The following is a 21,599-nucleotide window of genomic DNA, read 5'->3' on the forward strand; positions in this document are numbered from 1 at the left end:
GGGGGTTGTGTCTCTCAATTGGGCATTTTTAAGGATTAACAAGGTCATTTTTAAGGAAAATAGAAAACCACTCCTACAGGGAGTGGCTAAATAAGGCTAGCTGCTTGGCAGCCGCTTGCGATATTCACTTGGCTTGCAGCCCGTTAGTTTTTCGAAAAGCCGTGCAAAATGCTGCGTATCCGAGTAACCTACCCTTTGGCAAATTTCGTACACCTTTAAATCGGTCCTTTCAAGAAGCTCCTTTGCTTTGCCAATGCGAATTCGGCTCAAAAAGCTTACATAGGTTTCTCCCGTCTTTTGTTTGAAAAACTGGCTTAAATAATAAGGGCTGATAAAAAAACGCGCAGACAAATCCGCAAGTGTAATCGGTTCATTATAATGGGCAGATACATATTCCTTAACCTCTGCAATGATATCCTTCTTCTTAGGTATGTTATGCTCCAGCTTAAACTCGATCATTTTTCTAATGACTTCAACCATCCATTCCTCCAAGCATTCTAAGGTCCGAAATCGGGATATACCGTCCAGTGACAAAATATGACGGCCCAAAAAATCATTTTGCTGCAGCTGCTGAAAAGACATTTTCCGAATACTCGCTAACAGAATGTTCACACAATGCATCTGTAAATCCGCGGGGGTCATGCTTGGTTCGGAATCGATCAATCGAAAAATATCGTGTATGATGCTTACACATTCCTTTTCATCCATGTTCTCAAGGGCCGCTTCCAGCTGGGCGATTCTCTCTTCTGGAACAGATTGAATCCGTCCTGACAGATTTGTAATATCTGTGAATGATATTACCGTGTCCACTCCTTTGACGACTTTATAGCTTAGCGCATAGCGTGCTTCTTCAAAAGACTGGCTGATGCCAGCTGCCCTTTCCTGAATCGTTCCAACACCGATGGTCATAGAAAGCCCCAGCTTTAGCTTTACTTCCTCTTTGAGACGCTGCATCGCACGAAGCAGCTCCGCATAGCGGATAGGCCCCCCTTGAGCAACTACCACGGCAACCTGCGAGCCTGTATAACGAAACCGATACACGCCGTCATACTGCTCAAGAGCCAGATCTATTTGACAAAGCACCTGCTGTAGACCGACTTCCTTTAGAGCATCGAATTTACGATCAAATTCAAGCACAACCCCCGCGAACCCGTTTCCCTTTGTCGGGATTTGCGCCATTTCAAGCCACTCTTCCATAAGCTCCGTATTATCGCTGCCGACATCTAGAATATCCCGCAGAGCGTTCTCTTGAATAAGATGATGGACCTCCTGCTTCAAGTCAGCTACTTCCTGCCGCTTAGCCCGATCCGCACGAATCGCTTTCATGGCCTGATGAACGCAGCTTTGAAGCTCCTCTTCCTCGACCGGTTTATTGATATAGGATTGTACGCCTAATTGCATCCCCCTCCGTGCATATTCAAAGTCGGCATATCCACTTAACAGAATAAATGTAGTCTGGCTGCCCTTGTCTTTCAGCCCTTTAATCATATCGAGGCCGCTAACTTGCGGCATCCGAATATCCGTAATCACAATGTCCGGCTGCAATTCCTGAATTAAGCTTCCACCTTCCAAGCCATTATAGGCTACGCCGACCACTTCACATTCCGGGATATAGCGGTTTATTAAGAGTTTGATGCCATCCACAATGCCCTTCTCATCATCAACCAAGATCAGCTTCATGCCAAAGCCCCTCTCCATCTATTTTGCTGCCGAACAATACCCTACCGTTTAGGAATTAATATTTCGACGATCGTTCCCCGATCAAGTCTCTGGCGAATCGTTAAATAATAATCAGCACCATAATGGAGTTTAATACGCTCAGCTATATTTTTGAGGCCTATCCCGTTACCCTCCGATTCATCAGCTCCACCTAGTTTATATTTGTCCGATTCAGCATGCTCCAACAAGGCACGCAGCTCTTCTTGTTTCTCCAATGAAATACCGGCTGCATCATCCTTTAACCGAATGAGCATTTCCCCTTCGTCCGTCCAGATGCCTTCAATCTCGATATTTATGATCCGGCTGTAGTCCTCAAATCCATGATTAATGCTATTTTCAACAATCGGCTGAAAAATCAGGGGAATGATGCTGCAATTCAGCATCTCTTCGGGCATTCTGATATCCAGTCTGAACCTATTATCGAATCGGATATTTTGCAGCTCTATATAGTTAGTGGTATATTCCAATTCATGCTTCACGCAATGGTGTTTGCCTTCTTTGCTTAAAGCCAGCCGAAACATGCGCGCCAAAATTTTAATCATATTCGAGGTTTCCTCGTCCCCTTTAACGAGCGCCTTCATACGAATAGATTCCAACGTATTGTAAAGAATGTGGGGATTGATCTGATTCTGGAGAGCCATGAATTTGGCCTGCCGCTGCTTGATCTCGGCAATATACACATCATTAATTAAGGTTCGAATCGTTATAATCATTTTGTTGTAGCTGTGCACCAAGCTGCCAATCTCATCGTTAGCCTGCTCTTTCTCTATGGGCAAGTATTGGCCTACCTCTGCCTGCTTCATGCTTCTGCGAAGGGCTTTAATCGGCTTCGTAATCTTATAGCTTAGACTAAGCGATATAAGAGTAATGACGAGACAGCTCATCAGAATGACCGACACCGTCACTCCCTTGATTTGATTGATGTTGTGCAGCAGCTTCGAGCGGGGAATCTCGGTTCTAATAAGCAAATCCCCCTGCGTGGTGCTGCCCGTTAAAATAATGCTGTCATCGCTGTCATTCTCCTGCAGCAGCTCTGTACCGGATTCAAGTACTTGCTGCCAGGATAAGCGGCCGCTGGCCGCATCGGAATGATAGACGATTTCATTTTGGCTATTGCTTATAATGACGCTCATGCCATACTTGTCCCGAGCCAAAACAAATTCATGATCAAGCCGCAGCAAGGTAAACGGATCCAAATCTATGAGAAGAAGGCCAGCATAGGCTCCATCCGAGCTGAACAATACCCGTCCGACCGTTACTACAGCTCCCGCCCCCTTATCCTCGTAATAAGAACGATCATGCAGCCCGGTAATAAAAAAAGTATCCTTTGTGCTGCTGAGCTGTTTGTACCATTCACGAGACAACAAAATCTCCTCTACCACTCTGCTAGTTGTAGTCGTATATTGATACACGTTAGTATCCCGGCTGATTAGCATCACGGTACTAATTTCTGGTTTGAGCAAGGCCACGCGCATTAATAGGCGCTGAACCTCAACTTTCTGGACGATTAATTCATCCATTGGCAAGCTTCGCTTATCTCCAATTCTGTAGATCAATTCATTGTCAACCAATACCGACTTGGTGACCTTGTCATATTCCCCCATAAATTCGTTTAAAGTAGTCTTAAGCTGCGACGTGTAAAGAGAAGCAAATTCTTGAGAGGAATCCTCCAGTGCCCCCGCCGATTGGCGAAATATGATAACGCTTACAAATATTAAAGGAATGACACAGGCCAGCAAGTAGCCCATTAATAATTTGTATTGAAACCTCATGTTTTTTACTTTTAGCCTTCCCCTTCGCATCCAGCTCATATGCTCCATCCCCTAGCCCTTCCATGGCGAACACCTCGTCTAACTATTGTACATGCCTCGCTGCATAGACGCTACCGAAGAGCACCCGGACAAAAACTGGAATAGCTTTGAATCCAATTACACGAAAATATACGTTAAAAAACGCAATTAATCAAAGGGTCATTTTTAGTTTTATACAGGGGCATTTTTGTGGATTTTAAAAAACGAAGCATCATCATTTTCTTAACCTTGGATATGGACTTTTCCAGAAATTAAAAAACAGTCCCGAATAAATATTACTGCTCATCGGGACTGTTCAAGTTAATTATTAAGTTGTCCTCAAGAGAAAATACCCTAACGTTGTGGACTATAGCATCACTATGCCAAGGGGTGCGCTTCAACAGGACACTCGAATTTAAGTATTCAAATGGTCTCAAACGGTCAATACATCGTTAGCGACGTTTGAAAACGCTATTTTCTCATCAAAATGAATCATTCAAGCCCTTCCGTTGACATTGACATCGTCAAAAAAGAGCACGATAGCTTCATGTGGTCTAAGACTTATATGATTGCCTGCAGCTGCATCCGAATAATTCTGAATCCATATCGCTCTCTGGCATGATTGAAGCTCCTCAGGTACAACAAAATCCACCGTCTCATCAGTAAAATTACACATGACCAGCAATTTCTGATCGTTGAGCGTTCTCGTATACACAAATAGCTCTTCACTTTCAGGCAATAACAGCTCATAGCTGCCATAAACAATAATTTCATGCTGCTTTCTTAGACGAATCAGTTTTTGATAGTAGGCAAAAATGGAATTCTCATTAGCTACTTGAGCAGCTGCATTGATCGATTGATAGTTGGCGTTTACTTCTATCCAAGGCTCCCCATTAGTGAAGCCCGCATTTTCCGAATCATCCCATTGCATGGGAGTTCTTGCATTGTCGCGGCTCTTGTAATTCAAATAACTAAGCATCTGTTCCTTATCAACTAAGCCGCCTCCGACCAATTCCTCATAAGCATTGTGGCTCTCGATGTCCCGGTACTGTTCAATAGAGGTGAACTTAATATTCGTCATCCCTATTTCATCCCCTTGGTAAATGTAAGGAGTACCCTGCATCATATGCAAGCAGGTTGCGAGCATCTTTGCTGACTCTGACCAGTACTGCTTATCATTCCCGAAGCGGGACAACGCTCTAGGCTGATCATGATTATCCCAAAACAAGCTATTCCATGCCTTATTGTGCAGTCCTACCTGCCACTTGCTAAGAACGGCCTTTAAATTCGTCAGCTTCGGCGGCTGGTCATTCCATTTATTTTTTTCGCCAAAATCAAGATCCATATGTTCAAATTGAAAGATCATATTCAATTCATTTCTTTCAAATCCAGCATACTCCTCAGCATGCTTTTCCGTAACACCAGCCGTTTCCCCAACCGTCATGACATCATATTGAGAGAACACTTCACGATTTAATTCGCGTAAATATTCGTGAACACGGGGACCATGGATGACATACGGCGATAAATCACCATATTTCATTCCTTCCATTACATGCCCATCAGGCGTTTCTTTCGTTTTGGATATCATGCTGATTACGTCTAATCGGAATCCGTCGATCCCTTTATCGCACCACCATTTCATTAGTTTGACGACTTCCTTGCGAACCTTTTCATTTTCCCAATTTAAATCGGGTTGTTTATCTGCAAATATATGAAGATAATAGCTATCCGTTTCAGCTGAATGCGTCCAAGCAGAGCCCCCGAACCAGGAACCCCAATTGTTAGGCTCCTTGCCGTCTTTACCTTCTTGCCATATATAGTAATCCCGATAAGGGTTATCTAGCGATTTCTTACTTTCAACAAACCACGGGTGCTCATCTGAGGTGTGATTAACGACTAGATCCATAATAATCTTTATACCTCTGGAATGGGCTTCCTCAAGCAGTCGATCAAAATCCTCCATCGTACCAAAATCATGCATAATTTCATGATAATCGCTAATATCATAGCCATTGTCGCAGTTCGGAGATTGATATACGGGACAAAGCCAAATCACATCAATCCCCAACAGCTTCAGATAATCCAATTTTTCTGTAACCCCATTCAAATCTCCAATACCATCATGATTGCTGTCTTTGAAGCTTCTTGGATAAATTTGATACACAACACTTTCTTTCCACCAGGTTTTCTCCATATTGCCTTCCTCCAATTGAATGAGCTTTATCTCTTTTCTATCCTTTTACAGCACCTTCTGACACACCTGTAATAATGTATTTTTGCAAAAACACAAACAAGATGACGATCGGAATTATGGAAATAAGCACTGCCGGGAAAATCAAATCCCATGCCGTACTATATTGCCCAGACACCTGCTTTGCAAAATACAGTTCTAATGTAAGAGTTTTATAGGTTTGATTCCCGATAACTAAAAACGGCAATAAATAATCGTTCCATATCCAAACCGAGTTCAAAATAATGACGGTGACCGTGGTTGTCTTCACCAAAGGAAATACAACGCGGAAAAACAAGCTAAAAATGCTTGCTCCGTCAATAACAGCTGCTTCTTCAAGGGCCAGCGGAACACTTTTGATAAAACCATGGTATAGAAATACCGACAAGCTAAGGCCAAAGCCGCCATACATCAAAATAAGACCTGCATGATTTTTTAAACCCATATCTTCAAAGAGGCTCAAAAGCGGGTACATGACGGATTGGAACGGTATCAGCATAGAAGCTGAAAACATAAACAACAATACACTAGAAGTGATAGATTTCGTTCGGACCATCAACCATGCGGTTAGAGAAGAAATCACTACCAGAAGGATTACAGAGACTACCGTAATTAAAGCCGTCACCCATAGCGCTTGGAGTAAATGGATCTGCTCTGCTGCAAGCCCGAGATACTGAAAGGTAATTTCTGATGGCAGCTGCAGCGGATTGGCGACAATTTCGGATTGGCTTTTGAAAGAATTTATAACCAGCAACGCCAGTGGAGCCAAGGTGAGCAGCACAACAATAGCCAATACGACATACACGATCCATTGTTTAAGTGCTTTCGCTTTTTCAACAGTATGATTCATCGCTCCACTACGCCTCCACTTCGCGCTTTTTAGTAATAGAAAGCTGAATGAGCGCGACAACTGCGATTAAAACAAAGAAGATAACCGCTTGTGCCTGCGCTAACCCATAATTTGGCGGTACTGTATCTTGAGTCGTTTGCAATATTTGAAGAGAGAGCAGCCGGGTGCCAAAATTTCCATTTGTTAATGCGACGTTTTGATCCAGCAGCTTGAAGCAATTCGCTAGCGTAAGGAAAAACACAATCGTAATAGAGGGCATTAGCATCGGCAATGTAATTTTGAAAAAGGTGTTTGTGCCATTCGAACCGTCAATTTTTGCAGCTTCATACACATCAGCAGGAATATTATTCAAACCATTGATATAAATCAATAGCATATAACCAGCCATCTGCCAGGTAGCCAACATAACGAGCGCAAATAAAGCTTTAACGTTATCCTGTGTCATATGTGTTAAAAATGGAATGGAAATCAGTCCGTTGCTGCCGAACAAAATTTGCGAAAATACGATTTCAAAAACAAATCCCCAGATAAAACCTAGTGCAAGTCCGCCTAGCAAATTCGGCAAAAAATAAATCGCTCTAAATGCGCCTGCAAATCTTTGAATTCTCGACAGAAGCAGCGCTAGCGATAGGGAAACTATATTAATGACAATAACCGCAACGAATGTAAATTTTAACGTATATACAAATGCGTTTTTAAATTCATTGCTATTAAAGGCTTGCTCATAGTTTTTAAATCCGACAAAAGCGTCCCAAAACCCCTCTGCCCGCTGCGGATTTCCACCGACTAATTCAATAAAATAGGTCCCTCTCCAACCAGTAAAAGAATATATGACACCTGTTATAAAAGGAATCACTATCACTAATAAAAACAATAAAACAGCCGGAGAAGCCAATATTACAAACCATCTCTTGTAGTATTTCTCCATTTCAAGTCACCTTTCTTAGCCCGATCTTTTCCCGCCAAAATGGAACCTCATCCGGTCACCATAACCGGATGAGGAAATGAAAGCATTACTGTTGTTCACTCCTTAATTTTTTCCATCCACCAATGGCTTCCTCAGCAATCTTCGTATAATCGCTCTCTGACCAAGCCCCTTGACGATTCAAGTAATTTTCCATTATATATTCACCAACATAAGTTCTCGCCCATGTCGCTGGAGCCCCTACATAAGGATTAGAAATCGTGTTCGATGCTTTTTTATATTCCAGGATGGCATTATTCAAGCTATTATCTAACTTCGTATCCGCAGAAGCATTATAAGGAATAAAGAAAAATTCATTTTGAATATAATTTTGACCGGTTGCAGATGTGTTTAACCATAGCAGAAAGTCTTCGGCCTTTTGCTGCTCTTCCTCGCTTACGGTTGCATTAATACTGTAGTAGGAAGGAACAAATACAGAGATGGATTGGTTCAGCTTCTCCACCGTTTTCCCTTCTGCGGTAACATCCGAATCACTAAGCGGGAGCTTTACTGGAATAAAGGTAAGCTCATTCACCATATCGGGATTCATTTTTATAAGGCTTGCATATACCCAATTGCCCTGCTTCATAAAAATCGCATTGCTATTAGCAAACAATTGAAGTTCCTGATCGTAGCCAGCTGTTGTTTGATTAATAAAATCTGCGCCTCGTTCAAGCGAACCGGTCATCCCCGCAGCATGCGAGGTTTTTAAATCCAGCGTTTGAGCATATTTCTCCAGCGGTCCTTTCAAAGCTTCCACTTGCTGCTCGGAGGCATTTTTGGCTTCAACGGAGTTGTTGAACACCGCTGCGAGCGGTAAATTAACCATATGATCGCCATAAGTCCACGTTTCTGCACCCGCAACAGCAAATACGCCTGTTAATTTAGCAGCAAGCTCCGTTTTTTCAGCCTTCAGCTTATACTTGGTCCCGTTTAGCGTCATTTCGCCTGCTGTATCTTTTTTGATGTAAGCATCAAAAGCCAATACAGCCCTCTCAAACTCTGGATACGTTGCCAGCTTCAAATCTTGTATAAGTGCATCTTTAACATCATCTTCAAACAATTCCCCGATCAATGCAGCATTAACGACATAACCGTACCCTTCTAAGCCATAAGGTACCCCATAGTTATTTTGATTATCTGTCGTCAATCTGATATCCTGCGGAATTTCAGCTGCCAATTGCTTGAATTCGGGAGATTGTGCTTGATTAAAGTCTAATAAAAATCCTCCCTGCTGCCATTCCGACATGGTATCCGTATAAGTTGTAAAAATGGTTGGCGGTGTCTTGGAGCTCATTTCCGTACGAAGCACTTCCGGCTTGTCTTCAAGGGTAAAGGTCTTAACCTTAACCCCCGTTTCTTCCTCGTACTTTTGAGCCAATTTAGCAAGAGCGTCTGCATTTTGACTTTTTCCATTGTAAATGTAAATATCATAGTCTTTTTCTGCAGCTTTTCCGCATGCACTGAATACAAGGCATAGAGACAACAAAGCAACAACAAAAATCAACCTTTTCTGAAGCGTTTTCATTTTTAGCCCCCTACGTTTAAATGTTCAAGCAGGTTAGGACTACCTTTACTTTACCTCAGGCGCAAGCATACAGGAAAACATTTTCCTAAAATTTCAAAAATAGGCCAATTAAAATTAGAAAATTTTAGAATCACCTGTTATAACAGCACTTTATGGATAGGAAAAGGTTTTCCCAAAACGCTAAAATGATACTACCACATGACCTCTATTTTTGCAACAATGGTTTCATTCCTATTCCCCTGAAAAAAGTGATGTAAATAATTCGTCAGTTATTGAAAATTCACTTTTTCAGGGGTTTTTATCGCTTATCGAAGCTTCATTACACTATTTCGACGGATTATTTTATGAGGAATATACTGAATACTTGCGGGGTAATTTTTATTTGCAAGCAGCTTAAATATAGTTTTTGCCGCTTTTACACCCTCATCAAAATATGAAATTCGTACCGTTGATAATTTGGGGGTAAAATAACTGGCTAAATCTATATCATCAAACCCCATTATGGAGATGTCCTCTGGAATTTGCAGATTCGTTGTTTTCAAAAAAGTTAATGCCCCGATAGCCATTAGATCACTGCTAATCATAACAGCTGTTGGCAAATCTTCATTCTCCTCATAAATCGTTTGCATACAATGATAACCTGCATCAAATGAAAAATTTCCATATTGAATATATGAATCTTTTTCATGAATGTTATTTTCCCTTAACGCACGTTGAAAACCATCTAAGCGCCTTTGCCCTGATGAATAATCGTCTCTTGATCCTGAAATAAAAGCAATTTTTTTATGCCCATGCTCAATTAGAAATTGAACAGCATCATATACAGCCCCTTCATTATCATGAACAACTGTATGGAGATTCCCCTCATTGTTTATTGCCTCGCGTGTGACTAACACGATAGGATATTCTTTATTTTTCATTTCTGCTATTACGGTAGGGTTAACATTTACTCCTGCGAAAAGAACGCCATCGATCTTTTTATCAGACAATATCTCCAATAGCTCGAGTTCCTTTTCCTGACTGCCTCCTGATTCACACACAATCAATGTATAATCCATTTTTTCACATACACTATTAATTCCCTTCGTTATAGAGCCAAATATAATATTTGAAATATCCGGAATAATTATTCCTAAAGTATTGGTTTTTTTTGAAACCAATCCTCGTGCCAAGGCGTTAGGCTTGAAATTATATTTTTGTATAACTTCATTTACTCTATCCTTGAGCTTGGGGCTTACTGCCTTTGAGTTATTAATCACTCTTGATACCGTAGATATAGATACCTCTGCTTCACGTGCTATATCTTCAATGGTTGTTGTCATTTTGTCTTGCATAATTCCTCCCCCAACAGCTAGGAAAATGTTTTCCCGTTTTGCCAAACTCGTACAATGGTTGAATGATATTATCCAGGCACGCATCAGCTTGTTCGTCAAATTTAATAGGCATGAATCGATTTTCTCATTTTACCAATCCAAGTCATTATGCGCAAGGTTCAGTATTTAACAAGTCCACGCAAGGCATACTCATTAGCATACATCTAAATTATTGTAAAAGATTACATTTTCCATTTTTATTTTTCATTGTTGGACAGGTTAACAAATCAACACATATAAAGCTTCAATTATTCGAGAAATGGACAGGAATGTGCGTTATAACATCAATTGAGACAGTTTATATCGTTCGTTGAGATTAGTATCATTAAATGAGATTTAATCATCATATCTTATTTCATAGTCAAATATTCTTAATCCGATGTTTTCAAATAGGATTACCTTTTCAATCTGTCGTCTTCTTTCCTTTTCGAGTTTTACTTGTTATAGATTATATTAGAAATCGCATTTAATAAACTTTGTCCCAACATATGTAAACGCAAAAAAGCAACATCGCCGGCTCCGCCGAACACCTCATGGCCGATATAGTTTACTTATTGGACTTTTTTTTACTTTTTAATCAATATATTGATTTAACAAGCTTTTCGTTTGAGCCATAGGAAAAAACTATGCCTTGGTATAGTTTTTTTGTGTTAACCGATAGCAGCTTCCGCGCTCTATACTAAAGTCAACATTTACTCAAGGAGCTGTTACAATTGAAAACATCCATTATTGGTTATCCACGAGTCGGGGCGCTCAGAGAGCTTAAATTCGCATCCGAAAAATACTTCAAAGGCGTACTTCCCGTCGAAGAACTGCAACAAACGGCGGCTCAGCTTAGATCGGCAAACTGGAAGCTTCAGCAGGAGAACGGCGTCGATTTCATTCCGTCCAACGATTTTTCCTTCTACGATGGACTGCTCGACACGGCATGCTTGCTTGGGATCGTTCCGCAAAGATACCAAGAACTCGGCCTAAGCCCGCTGGAGACGTATTTCGCAATGGCGAGAGGCTATCAAGGCGAAAAAGGCGACGTTAAAGCGCTGGCGATGAAAAAATGGTTCAACACGAACTATCATTATATGGTGCCCGAAATCGATGACACGACAAGCATCCGATTAGCCGGATCGAAGCTGTTCGACGAATTTACGGAAGCAAAACAGCTCGGCATCGAAACCAAGCCTGTGCTAATCGGAGCATTCACCCTGCTCAAGCTCGCGAGATTCACCGGATCAAAGAAAGCGAAGGATTTCGTGCCTGCGATTGTTGAAGCTTATACGGCTGTCCTTAACCAATTGAACACTCTTGGCGCAGCATGGCTTCAACTGGATGAACCTGCACTGGTATCGGATTTGACAGCGGAAGATATCGCGCTGTTCACAGAGCTTTATAACGGTATCCTGTCCGCTAAAGGTAGCGTAAAAGTTGTCGCGCAAACGTATTTTGGAGACGTTCGCGACTGCTATCAGGTGCTTCAAGCGCTGCCGTTTGACGGGATCGGGATCGACTTCGTCGAGGGCAAGCAGTCTTTGGACCTTGTGCGCAAGCATGGCTTCGCAAGCGACAAGTTGCTGTTCGCCGGCGTAATCAACGGCAAAAACATCTGGAAAAACCAATATAAGCAGACAATTGCCCTCGTTCACGAGATTGGCAAGCATGCAAGCCAAGTCGTGCTCGGCACCTCATGCTCGCTGCTTCATGTCCCATACACGATTAAGCACGAAACGAAGCTGACGGCGGCGAATAAGCAATATTTCGCGTTCGCGGAAGAAAAGCTGCGCGAGCTTGCAGAACTCAAGTCGATCCTGGAGCAAGCGAGCCATGAAGCAGCCGCTTTTTATACGGAGAATGAGGAGCTGTTCCGTGCATCGCGCCTCACGAACGATAACTCGGTACAAAAGAGAGTGGCGGAGTTGACGGACGCCGACTTCACGAGACTTCCTGCCTTCGCCGAGCGGGAAACGATTCAGAAAGCGAAATTCAATCTACCGCCGTTACCTACGACGACGATTGGTTCGTTCCCTCAGACGGCTGATGTCCGCGCGAACCGCGCAGCCTTCAAGAAAGGCAACATCACCGAGCAGCAGTATAAGCAATTCAACTTTGACCGAATTGCCGAATGCATCGTGCAGCAGGAAGAAATCGGAATTGATGTCATTGTTCATGGCGAATACGAGCGAAACGACATGGTCGAATACTTTGGCGAATGCTTGGATGGCTTTATCTTCACTGAGAATGCTTGGGTGCAGTCTTACGGAACACGCTGCGTAAAACCCCCGGTTGTATGGGGCGACATTAGCCGCAGCAAGCCGATTACTGTAGAATACTCGGCGTTCGCCAAGAGCCGTACCAACAAGCTGGTCAAAGGCATGCTGACGGGTCCGGTAACGATCCTGAATTGGTCGTTCCCTCGCGAAGATATCAGCCTGAAGGAAAGTGCTCTTCAGATCGGTCTTGCGATTCGTGACGAAGTACTCGATCTCGAAGCCAACGGCATCGAGATTATCCAGATCGACGAAGCCGCATTAAGAGAGAAGCTTCCATTACGTCATTCCGACTGGCAGAGCGAATACTTGAGCTGGGCGATTCCTGCCTTCAGACTCGTGCATAGCGGCGTCAAAGCCGAAACGCAAATTCATACTCATATGTGCTACAGCCAGTTCAACGATATCATTCGCGATATCGATGCGATGGACGCCGACGTCATTACGTTTGAAGCGTCGCGCTCAGACTTGGCCATCATCGACGCAATCAAAGAGTGCGGCTTCCGTACGGAAGTCGGCCCAGGCGTATACGACATCCATTCGCCTCGGATTCCAAGCGTCGAAGAGCTTAAACAAGGACTCGATCGCATGCTTGACAAGATAGAGGTCTCCAAGCTATGGGTTAACCCGGACTGCGGACTTAAAACTCGCGGTGTCACTGAAACGTGGGCCAGCTTGAAGAACCTTGTCCAAGCAGCCAAAGAAGTGAGAGCAACATTGTAATAACATACAAGAGGATGGGCTCAAGCGAGCTCATCCTCTTGGTTTATGATTGGATAGCCGAAATCCGTAATGACCGTTTTGAGCTTCAGAACGTAGGCGGCGGCCAACTGGCTCAAGCTCGCCTTCTGATTCATGATGTAACCTACCTGTATGCTCTCGTCCGTACGAAGCCTTACGGATTTGATTTGCTCCCCGTTAAGATCCTTATTCAGCACGCCCGAGCTAATGGTATAACCATTGAGCCCGATCAGCAGGTTGAATAGCGTGGCTCGGTCACTGACCAGTATTTTCTTCTTGTACGTTCGTGTGCTGAGTATTTCCTCCGCGAAGTAAAACGAATTATATTCACCTTGCTCAAAGGCCAAACACGGGTACTCATCCAAATCTTCGATGTCCAGCAGCGCCTTGGAGGCAAGTGGATGCTCCTCACTGATGAATACGTGCGCCTCCGCTTGGAACAACGGATGAAATCGCAGCTCGTTGTCCTTTAATATCTTCTGAATGACCTTTCGGTTGAAGTCACTCATATAGATGATTCCAAGCTCACTTTTCATATTCCGTACGTCTTCGATAATCTCGTGGGTGCGTGTTTCACGTAGCGTGCACTCGTACTCGTCCACGTTAAGCTCCTTCAGCAGTCCGACGAAAGCCTGCACAGAGAAGGCGTAATGCTGTGTTGAGATCGAGAACAGCTTCTTCGAAGGCTTACGATTCATGTACCGCTGCTCGAGAAGCTCGGCCTGCTCCACGACTTGCCTAGCGTAGGATAAAAACTCCGCTCCGTCGCTTGATAGCACGATTCCCTTGGACGATCGAAGGAAAATCTCAATACCGGCTTCCATCTCGATTTCTTTCACCGCGTTGGACAAGCTCGGCTGCGAAATAAACAGCCTCTTTGCCGCTTCGCTTATGGAGCCGCTTCTAACGATGGTCAAAATATATTTTAATTGCTGCAAGGTCATTGGAATACTCCTTTACTTCAGAATTATGGTCCGTTTCACTCGTTCAAGCAATTGTCCGATCCGCAACTCCACTCGCTACGTATCCTGCAAGGATCTGAAGAAAGTCACGGCCAACCTGTAACCGACTCACGCGAAACAATCAAATATACTCTGCTGACAACAATAAAAGGCGTCCTCCCTTTGAAAAACACATGGGGAAAGACGCCTTCATAATAGTGCATGATGATGGTTCATCTAACACCTCCCTATCTCCCGTAGGTACAGCAGTGTTGTCAGAACAGGCAGGTCTCCTGGCTCTGGAATCGTCACTCGGCAGCGGCCTTCCCGATCCATGTAGATCAGTGGCTGGTTGAGCTGCCTGCTCCTCCGTTACAGTGGCGGGACCGCGTCGGTATTGCACCGAACTTCCCTTTTAAGTCAGAACGACAAGCACGCTCGCCGATCAGACACCTGTTCTCACTTATGTAATATATACAATATTAATTATTCCTACATCTTACTGAAAATGAAAGGTTAAAACAAGAGCAACTAGGAGAAGCCTGTTCCGAGCCTGTAGAATAAATCAGCTTACTATCCTCATTTAGCAGAAACGCTGTTCCCCCTGCATATGGTGTGTGAGTATCTAATAATTTCTGAAGACCGATACGATCGACTCGAGCTATCAAAACGGCATGCGGATTAGTGTGGAAAGAACCATTCCTCCACAGAGACAAGGTCCCTATTATCAAAAAACGATATAAAAATCCATTAAGATGCTATTAGATACAAAAACGGTGATGACTGGTTAATTACAAACATCACCTTAAGTAAGTGTAAATCCGATACAATCGCATTTGTCATTTCCAAATCAACCCTACTCCGTTTACGCTAACAAACGAAATAATTTCTTCATTTCATAACCGATTTTATCCTTCTTCTCTGTACTGCCCTGGTGTCTTACCCACGAGCTTGCGAAAGGATCGTATAAAATTGGCAGAATTATTATACTGCAGCCGTTCAGCGATTTCTATAATCTTCAGGTCGGACTCCTTCAGCCATTTCTTCGCTATATCAATCCGATACTGCGATAAATATTCCCCGAAATTAATGCCCGTCTCCTGACGGAACACACGGCTCACGTAATGCGGGTGATAGTTGATGCGTGAAGCACATTCCTCTAGTGTAAGCGCCGAATCAAATTCCCTAACAATGATATCAATTACTGCTTCGGAAATATGCTTGAATTGGGAGTCCCGACGAGTGCCTAACTCCAGGATATATGGCAGCACGAATATGGACCAGAACCATTGCTCCATCTCCTGTACGTTTCGAAGCTTAAACAGCGACTGAATTAACGACGCCTCATCCTCTGGAATTCGCTCCATCGGAATAGACAGCTCCTGTCCGAACTTGAGAAGGTCGATCAGAAGACGCAGCAATGACAATTGATAATCCCGATGCTGCGCTTGAGGTCGAAACAACTCACCAATTAATTGCTTCAAAGCGGTCTCTGCCTGCTCCTCATTTCCAACTCGGATTGCATCTAACAAGGCTTGCTCACCCACAATCGGGTATCTGTTCAAAGTACTCTTCTGCGGCTGCACGTCTTCAATAAACAGGATCGATTCCTGCCCTAATCCTACTCGGGCCTTAAGGGCGGTCGTCGCCTCATGAAGGGCTTGCTGAGTCTCTGCGAACGACATGAACGGACGGCTAATACCGATGCTTATTTTAATTTCCAAGTACTGATATATCGCCTTCTGAATTTCGTCTGACAAGTTGAAAATCTGCTCTTTAAAGCGTTCCCCCGTCTCCGAGGAACCAATCAGTGTCACTTGGAAGTCCGATTTGACGATCGGCTCCAGTCTTTGCTCGCAAAGGATCAACTCACCAACGATGTTGTTAATAGCGAACATCAGCAAATCCCGATTTTCTTCCGCGTACCTCGTATCCTTAAGCGTATCGATTTGAACCGCAACGACGCACATAGATGGCCACGGCTGCTCCAAACCATACAAGCTCAGCTTCTCAAAGAAATCATTAGGCTGAATCGTGCCGCCAAACAGTTTTTGCATAAAAAATTCTTTAAGCTGAGTTTGCTGCCCCTTCAGCTCATTCATAATGAGAGAATGATTACGAATCAAATAGTCAACGCGTTCACCGATGACCTGAAGCTCACCGCTCGACTTCACCTTTTCATTCATTGCAGGAACAACCGTTAGCGCGGAATAAAGGGATTGAATGGGACTGTACATTTTTTTGGATCCAAACCAAGCAACAATGAGCGTTACGAGCAGGATTATAAAGCATACGAGCATTGTAATCCAGCCGATTATTTTATTTTGTTCGTTTACCTGCTCATTGGAAATGACGGATACATAGCTCCATCCGTTATAGGCGGATTTACGAAAAGTGACAGTAACGGCCTCTCCGTTCCGATTAGTCGCGTATTGACCTATCGTCTCATTCGTATCGACAAATGATTTCAGGTAGGGTTCATCCACGATTCGGCTTCCCAATTTGTCTTGGTCACGGTGAACAATAATATTGGCATTCTGATCCACGATAAATGCGCTGCCGAACTTACTATTCAAAAACTCGTCCATATTCTTCATCACATCGGAGGACAACACGACACAAATAATACCTGTCGGGTTGGGAGAGTTGAATGGATACTTTTTCACAAAGTAAACGGACTGGAACGAATTAGGGAATTCTACTGATCCGCTGCTCCAAAACGAGCCCTTCGCGTTTCGTGAAAACGATTCAAGTACCGGCCTAAACTCAGGAAAGCTATAATCGTTTACGCCGCTGCTCGAAACGATCCAATCGTTGTTCAGGCTAAATAGAAACACTTCCTTGATGCCGAGCTCATACGTTTGAATCTGCGAGATGCCTTTATATAGCTCCTGCACCAATTGGAAATCATGATTGGATAAATTCCGATTGAAAGCGCTTGTAACATTTTGCGACTGGAGCAGCTGTGTAGCAGAATTATCGATTGTCCTGAGTGTTTGCTCGGTACGCACCTGCATTTGTTTTAGCAGCAGCTTGTTGCTCTCGTCCACTTTTTCCTGCACCGTTCTGGAGGCGTTAAAATAGGCGAACGTGCCTAGCGTAATGACCGGAAGCGTGCCGATCAAAATAGACAATAGCATCAGCTTCAATAAATAAGATGGGGACCGGAATCTCATAATGCCTCCAATTGGTAGTTTTCTTATATTCCTCTAAGTGTAAAAGAAAACGCCATATTAAGCCATAATACAGCTCCTGACTTCCCGCACGGTCCTGTAACCTTCGGCATCCATTTGATTCATGCTTCATCGAATTCGAATCTGAGCGTTGCTATTATGCTATTTCCCAGCCTGCTTGGCGTATTCGGCATTCATTTCTTCAATCACTTTGCTGCCGCCATTTTGAAGCCATTGATCGATCGCACCGTTCCAATCTTCCTCGTTGACCGCGCCCATAATGAATTTCACGGTTGCGTCAGCAATGATTTTGGATAGCTCCTTGCCTTTCTCGATATCCGTGTTTGAAATAAACGGCGCAGCCGGGTTTGGCACGGCAAAAGTTGCATTGTCCTGAAACAATTTCGAGCTGAGCAGCTCCAACTCAGTTCCATAATTGACAACCTCATCCTGCAGGATCATAAATTGACCGCCGTCCGTAATATCTGCTCTGAGTTTCGCATCTGAACTCGGAGTATACACACCGCTTTCTATCGTGTATTGCTGGCCTTCAATACCGTATTTCATCAGGTTCTGATTTTCCTTCTCAGACACTTTATCAAAGTATGCCAATATTTGCTCAAGCTCTGCTTCTGTTTTGACGCTTGTTTTCGGAATCATATACATGCCAAGATAACCAGAGCCGGCGCGCGTACGATCACCCAGCGGTCCTTCGATGCGGTTAAGCAAGTTGATTTTGGCGTTTGGAACGACCTTCTTGATGTTGTCCTCAATGTTTTTACCGTCTAGCATATTATCGATCCATAGCCCTGTCTGGCCTTTATACATGACCGAACGGCCGTCCTGAACAGTTGCGAAGTCCTGATTAATGATTTTTTCATCATACAGCTTTTTGTAAAACTTCATTGTATCCAAATAAGCTTGCGTCATATGGGCCGGAACGAGCTTGCCATCCTGCAGCTCCCACTCGTTAGGGCCGCCCATATAAACGAGAATATCTTTGAAGCCTGCGATGTTGTTTCCTTGCATGCCAACGGCGAGACCAATCGTATCCTGCTTCCCATTTTTGTCCGGATCTCCGGTTGCAAAGGCTTTCAGAACATTGTAAAGCTCTTCTATGTCTTTAGGTGCTTCTAGCCCCAGATTGCTCAGCCAATCTTGGCGGATCATCAGTCCGAAGCGAGCGAGATCACGCTCGCGATACAAGCCGTACACTTTCCCGTCAATCGAAACGTTGCTTAAGACGAGCTCCGACATTTTGCTTAGGTTCGTATAGTTCTTCAGATACGGACCGACTTCCCAGAACATGCCAGAACGGGCGGCGTTAACGATGTAGGACGCTTTCGGCTCCAGTGCCACGAACGTTTTTGGCAATTCACCGGACGCGATAGTAGCGCTGAGCTTATCCGTATAAGAGGAGGATGGAACCCAGGAGACGCTTAGCTTTGCGCCTGTTTTCTCCTCCAGCATTTTCAGAACAGAACTGTTGGCCGGCATTTGCTCCGCACTGTAGGTTGGGAGCATCATTGTCAGCTGAAGCGGTCCTTGTGCATCTCCTGAATTGCCGCCGCTTTGCGGATTTCCTTCATCGTTACCTCCGCAGGCCGCAACGGTCAGTGCGATGGCGACCAGCAATGCCCCAGCTTTCGCTAATCTTCTTTTTTGATATTGTTTCTTCATACTTGTATCCTCCCTTTATCTAAATGCTATTATATCTTCATCCCTTAACCGAGCCTAGCAATACCCCTTTTGCAAAATGCTTTTGCAAAAACGGGTATACAAGCAGTATCGGAAGAGTTGAGACCACGATTACCGCCATCTTCACAGCTTGATCTGGCGGAGCGACATAGTCCAATTCCATTGTACTAGAGTCCCCAATGCCGCCTGAGGCCAGGATGACGATTTGCCGCAAGAGCACCTGAATCGGCCACTTGGTGTTGTCGTTGATGTAGAGAACTGCACTAAAGAACGTATTCCAATGGCCTACCGCATAAAATAACGAGAAGGTTGCGATGGCAGGCATCGATAACGGCAGCACGATTTTGAGAAAAATGCCAAGATCGTTGCAGCCGTCTATTTTAGCCGATTCCTCCAGCCCATCCGGCAGCTGCTGAAAAAAATTGCGGATAATGATTAAGTTAAAGGCGCTGATCGCTCCCGGAATAAGCAAGGCCCAATAGGAATCGATCATGCCGAGCTCCTTCACAACGAGGAACGTCGGAATCATCCCGCCGCTGAACAACATAGTGAACACAACCAACATCAAGATTGGCTTTTGAAAGTCCATATCCTTGCGCGCCAACGGATAAGCCATCAAGCATGTGAAAAAAAGGTTAATCAGCGTGCCCACAACCGTAATGTAAACGGTTACCATCAAGCTTCTGACAAGTGTTTGAGTAGAGAAAATGTACTTGTATGCATCCAAAGAAAATTCTGTCGGAAATAAAATGAATCCTTGCGTTAACAATTCCTTCTGGGTGGCGAATGAGCCAGCAATAACGTAAATGAACGGAATGACAGTAATCAAAGCGAAAACAAGCAGTAATACGACGTTCACGCTATCGAAAATTCGGCTCCCCCAGCTTTGTTTGATTGGCATGGCGGTTCCACACTCCTCTTCTCTAATAGATGCCTTCTTCTCCGAATTTTTTGGCAAGTCGGTTTGCTACAACGACAAGAATCAGACCAACAATCGACTTAAATACGCCTACCGCCGTGCTGAAGCTGTATTGCCCTTGGCTGATTCCGACTGAGTATACATAAGTATCGAACACCTCTCCAACCTCACGGTTCATTGCATTGAGCATAAGGAAAATCTGCTCAAAGCCCGTGTCGAGAAAGTTGCCGAGTCGCAATATGAGCAAAATAACGATTGTGCTGCGAATGGCTGGCAGCGTAATATGCCAAAGCTGACGAAGTCTGTTCGCTCCGTCCATGCGGGCCGCTTCGTAGAGCTGAGGGTCCACGCCGGACAATGCCGCCAGGAAAATGATCGTGCCCCACCCTGTTTCCTTCCACATGACCTCAGCCGTAATAATCGTCCGGAACCATTCATTGCTAACGAGAAAATTAATCTTTTCGCCTCCAAGGCGGACTAGCAGCTCGTTCATAATGCCGCCTTCCGTCGTCAGAAACATGTAAGAGATACCTACGACTACGACCCAAGACATAAAATGCGGAATGTAAATGAGCGTCTGCACGATACGCTTTGTAAATTCCAGTCTCAGTTCGTTGAGCATCAGCGCAATGATAATCGGCAGCGGAAAGAAGAAAAGAATGTTGTATGTCGCAAGAATGAGCGTATTCCGAAACAGGATAATAAAGCTGGAATCGCTGAACAAACGCTCGAAATGCTTCAATCCTACGAATGGACTGTTCCAAAAGCCGAGAAAAGGCTGAAAATCTTGAAAGGCGATGAAGATCCCATACATCGGCCAGTACTTAAATATGAGAAAGTACAATAGTCCGGGGAAAACCATCATATAGAGCCACCGGTTCCGCATAAGTCTGCCGACCAATGTAGATGACATGATTGTCCGCGGCGCGGGGACACGCATAGACTCTGTATTTCTTTTTAACATGTTGCTACCTTCCTTTCGCTGCATAGGTAATTGAATCCGCAGCCTCATCATACGGGGTAAGCGCAATTACCGTCGATAGTCCCTACTTGATCTAATTAGCTAGTTATATGCCATTTCTGCTGTAATTACAGGGCATTGTCATTAGTTGCGGTCGCTGTCACTGGATGCTATTTCGTGTTTTTGCCCATGAAAAAAGGGCCCGCAGACGCAGACCCTTCATTTCATATCAGCTTGCTATCAGTTAGCAAGATAGCCTAAATCGTATTTATAAAGAGCACTTAAAGTTACAGGAAGCATAAATGTAACCTCCGGTAAGCTGCCGTCTTGTTTTCTAGCAGCAGATAATTGGGTCGTATCCATCCTGGAGTTGTCAAGAAAAGTGCAGTTTGAAAACACCCTCATACTGAAATCCCGTTACTAAGCTGCTTGTGACAGCATTCTTTCG

The 21,599-nt window shown here is 44.0% G+C and carries 13 protein-coding genes and 1 riboswitch; of the genes, 1 reads left to right on the plus strand and 12 read right to left on the minus strand.

The features are described 5' to 3' along the window. Positions 1 to 96: 96 nt before the first annotated feature. The 7 genes from ABEW34_RS00235 to ABEW34_RS00265 all read right to left on the minus strand — a co-directional run bounded on the left by ABEW34_RS00235 (position 97) and on the right by ABEW34_RS00265 (position 10,418). Positions 97 to 1,680, minus strand: a complete 1,584-nt coding sequence (locus tag ABEW34_RS00235) for a response regulator (protein WP_430153785.1) — start codon at positions 1,678 to 1,680, stop codon at positions 97 to 99. A 41-nt stretch (positions 1,681 to 1,721) separates the two neighbouring features. Continuing rightward, on the minus strand, positions 1,722 to 3,530 hold the full coding sequence (locus ABEW34_RS00240) for a cache domain-containing sensor histidine kinase (RefSeq protein ID WP_430153788.1): 1,809 nt from the start codon (positions 3,528 to 3,530) through the stop codon (positions 1,722 to 1,724). 475 nt (positions 3,531 to 4,005) lie between these two features. Then, positions 4,006 to 5,706 carry an alpha-glucosidase gene (locus ABEW34_RS00245; protein ID WP_430153791.1) on the minus strand — a complete coding sequence of 567 codons (1,701 nt, stop codon included), beginning with the start codon at positions 5,704 to 5,706 and terminating at the stop codon, positions 4,006 to 4,008. Between the two features lie 37 nt (positions 5,707 to 5,743). After that, complete coding sequence (locus ABEW34_RS00250) at positions 5,744 to 6,592, minus strand: carbohydrate ABC transporter permease (protein ID WP_430153794.1); 849 nt, start codon at positions 6,590 to 6,592, stop codon at positions 5,744 to 5,746. Positions 6,593 to 6,599: 7 nt separating this feature from the next. Beyond that, complete coding sequence (locus tag ABEW34_RS00255) at positions 6,600 to 7,520, minus strand: carbohydrate ABC transporter permease (RefSeq protein WP_430153797.1); 921 nt, start codon at positions 7,518 to 7,520, stop codon at positions 6,600 to 6,602. Between the two features lie 85 nt (positions 7,521 to 7,605). After that, positions 7,606 to 9,084: an ABC transporter substrate-binding protein gene (locus tag ABEW34_RS00260; protein ID WP_430153800.1), complete on the minus strand. Its 1,479-nt coding sequence runs from the start codon at positions 9,082 to 9,084 to the stop codon at positions 7,606 to 7,608. A 305-nt stretch (positions 9,085 to 9,389) separates the two neighbouring features. Beyond that, positions 9,390 to 10,418, minus strand: a complete 1,029-nt coding sequence (locus tag ABEW34_RS00265; RefSeq protein WP_430153803.1) for a LacI family DNA-binding transcriptional regulator — start codon at positions 10,416 to 10,418, stop codon at positions 9,390 to 9,392. 752 nt (positions 10,419 to 11,170) lie between these two features. Here ABEW34_RS00265 and metE point away from each other — a divergent pair. After that, positions 11,171 to 13,441 (plus strand): 5-methyltetrahydropteroyltriglutamate--homocysteine S-methyltransferase, encoded by a 2,271-nt coding sequence (metE, locus tag ABEW34_RS00270; RefSeq protein WP_430153805.1) that lies wholly within the window; start codon positions 11,171 to 11,173, stop codon positions 13,439 to 13,441. Between the two features lie 20 nt (positions 13,442 to 13,461). Here the strand turns inward: metE and ABEW34_RS00275 are convergent, their stop codons facing one another. The 5 genes from ABEW34_RS00275 to ABEW34_RS00295 all read right to left on the minus strand — a co-directional run bounded on the left by ABEW34_RS00275 (position 13,462) and on the right by ABEW34_RS00295 (position 21,130). After that, complete coding sequence (locus ABEW34_RS00275; protein ID WP_430153808.1) at positions 13,462 to 14,403, minus strand: LysR family transcriptional regulator; 942 nt, start codon at positions 14,401 to 14,403, stop codon at positions 13,462 to 13,464. A 263-nt stretch (positions 14,404 to 14,666) separates the two neighbouring features. Further along, positions 14,667 to 14,872: riboswitch (cobalamin riboswitch) on the minus strand. A 436-nt stretch (positions 14,873 to 15,308) separates the two neighbouring features. Then, positions 15,309 to 17,576: a helix-turn-helix domain-containing protein gene (locus ABEW34_RS00280; RefSeq protein WP_430153811.1), complete on the minus strand. Its 2,268-nt coding sequence runs from the start codon at positions 17,574 to 17,576 to the stop codon at positions 15,309 to 15,311. Positions 17,577 to 17,735: 159 nt separating this feature from the next. After that, positions 17,736 to 19,253, minus strand: coding sequence for an extracellular solute-binding protein (locus ABEW34_RS00285; protein WP_430153814.1), 1,518 nt, complete (start codon positions 19,251 to 19,253; stop codon positions 17,736 to 17,738). 37 nt (positions 19,254 to 19,290) lie between these two features. Further along, complete coding sequence (locus ABEW34_RS00290) at positions 19,291 to 20,172, minus strand: carbohydrate ABC transporter permease (protein WP_430153817.1); 882 nt, start codon at positions 20,170 to 20,172, stop codon at positions 19,291 to 19,293. A 22-nt stretch (positions 20,173 to 20,194) separates the two neighbouring features. Beyond that, positions 20,195 to 21,130 (minus strand): ABC transporter permease, encoded by a 936-nt coding sequence (locus tag ABEW34_RS00295; protein ID WP_430153825.1) that lies wholly within the window; start codon positions 21,128 to 21,130, stop codon positions 20,195 to 20,197. Positions 21,131 to 21,599: the final 469 nt, after the last annotated feature.

This window comes from Paenibacillus algorifonticola (assembly GCF_050481745.1).
GTDB classification, from domain to species: domain Bacteria; phylum Bacillota; class Bacilli; order Paenibacillales; family Paenibacillaceae; genus Pristimantibacillus; species Pristimantibacillus algorifonticola_A.